This window comes from Cupriavidus sp. R6-3 (genome assembly GCF_059772245.1).
In genome coordinates this window covers 1-1,912 of sequence record NZ_JCBAJO010000417.1, presented here as the reverse complement: position 1 = coordinate 1,912, position 1,912 = coordinate 1, and the positions used below count along the sequence as shown (strand labels likewise).

The 1,912-nt window shown below is 72.0% G+C and carries 2 protein-coding genes; both read left to right on the top strand.

Annotated elements, in window-relative coordinates; genetic code table 11:
- Positions 1-1,665, top strand: a 1,665-nt coding sequence (locus AC6EI8_RS26275; protein WP_498383364.1) for a PD-(D/E)XK nuclease family protein, incomplete at its 5' end; no start/stop codon positions are given.
- On the top strand, positions 1,662-1,912 hold a 251-nt coding region (locus tag AC6EI8_RS26270), incomplete at its 3' end, for a UvrD-helicase domain-containing protein (RefSeq protein WP_498383363.1). The genes AC6EI8_RS26275 and AC6EI8_RS26270, both read left to right, overlap by 4 nt.

The following is a 1,912-nucleotide window of genomic DNA, read 5'->3' as shown; positions in this document are numbered from 1 at the left end:
CTGGACGCGCTCGACATGCGCCCGGCGCTGGCCGCCGACGATGCCGGCGCGCAGCTGCTCGATGCGCTGGCGCGGCTCGACGAGCTGCCCGACGACGAGGCCGGCGCCACCGCCACGCTGACGCTGGCCGAATTCCGCGCGATGCTGGCCGCGCTGCTCGAAGCGGTGGCCTACAAGGAGCCGAGCGAGCCCGCCGCCGCGCGCATCACGATCCTGCCGCTGAACGGCGCGCGCATGCGGCGCTTCGACGGCGTCGTGATCGTCGGCTGCGACGACGCGCAACTGCCGTCGACCGCCGCCGAGCTGATGTTCTTCTCCAACCAGATGCGGCGCGAGCTCGGCCTCGAGGACCGCGAGGCGCGCTTCGCGCAGCAGGCGCGCGACCTGGCCGAGGTGCTGCTGAACAACGACGACGTCGTGATGACCTGGCAGCGTTTCGGTGGCCGCGGCGAGCCGAAGCATGTGTCGGGCTGGCTCGAACGATTGGCGGTGCATTGCGAAGCCGCCGGCGCGCCGATCGGGGCGAGCGTCGTGCCTTCGCTGCACGAGGCCGGGGCAGAGGTCCGCAATATGCCCGCGCCCTCGGCGCCGGAGCTGGCCCCCGCGCGCTGGACCGCGCAGTCGTACAACATGCTGCGCCGCTGCCCGTACCAGTTCTTCGCCGGCCGCATGCTGGGCCTGGCCGGCCTGGAAACGGTCAGCGACGACCTCGAGAAGCGCGATATCGGCGAGCTGCTGCACCAGATCCTGCTGCGCTATCACCGCGACGTGCAGGCACAGGACGTGCGCGACGACGCGGCCCGCATCGCCCATCTGCAGGCGGTCTCGCGCGAGGTCTTCGACGGCGTGATGGCCGAGGACGGCAATGCGATCGGCTACTACCGCCGCTGGCTCGCGGTGCTGCCTTCGTATGTCGCGTGGCAGGCCGCGCGCGAGCGCGAAGGCTGGTACTGGCATGCAGGCGAGCTCGACGCCGGCGCCGACCTGCCGATGCGCGACGGCCAGCCGATTCGGCTGCATGGCCGCATCGACCGGCTCGACCGCCATCGCGACGGGCGCCATGCGGTGCTCGACTACAAGACGCAGAGCGCCGCGCGCCTGAGGCGCAAGGCGCGCGACGCGCAGGAAGATTGCCAGTTGCCGTTCTACGGCCTGCTGCGCGCCGATGCGCGCGCGGGCAGCTGGATCGCGCTGGAGGACGGCCGCAACGAACCGCGCAGCGCGTCGCCGGCCAGCCGCCGCGAGGTCTCGCTGCCGGACTTCGACGAGGCGGTGGCGTGGCTGCACGAGCAGCTGACGCACGACGCGCTGCGCCTGCGCGAGGGCGCGCCGCTGCCGGCCTTCGGCGACGCCGCGGCGTGCACCTGGTGCAATGCGCGCGGGCTGTGCCGCAAGGGGTATTGGCAGTCGACGGCGCTGCCGGAGGCGGTCGCCGCCGCGCCCAGATACACGCACGAGCGCGCGCCCGCACAGCAGTCCGGCTCGCCGGAAGGGCGAACGGCCAACGAGCCGCCGGGGCGGCAAGGGCACGAGCAGATGAGCGAACAGGCGAACGAACAGGCGAACGAACAGGCGAACGAACCAACGAGCCAACAAGCGACCGAACCAACGACCGAACCAACGACCGCTCCATCGAGCAACAAGCAAGGAGGACCGCTGGCATGACCGTGCACGCCTATCTGCGCGACGGGCAGGACGTCAGCGAAGCCGAATTCACGCGCGCCGCCTGCGATCCCGCGCGCTCCGTGGTGGTCGAGGCCTGCGCCGGCAGCGGCAAGACCTGGCTGCTGGTGGCGCGGCTGCTGCGCCTGCTGCTGGCCGGCGCCGAGCCGAGCCAGATCCTCGCCATCACCTTCACCCGCAAGGCCGCCGAGGAAATGCGCGAGCGCCTGCTGGACGTGCTGGCGCAACT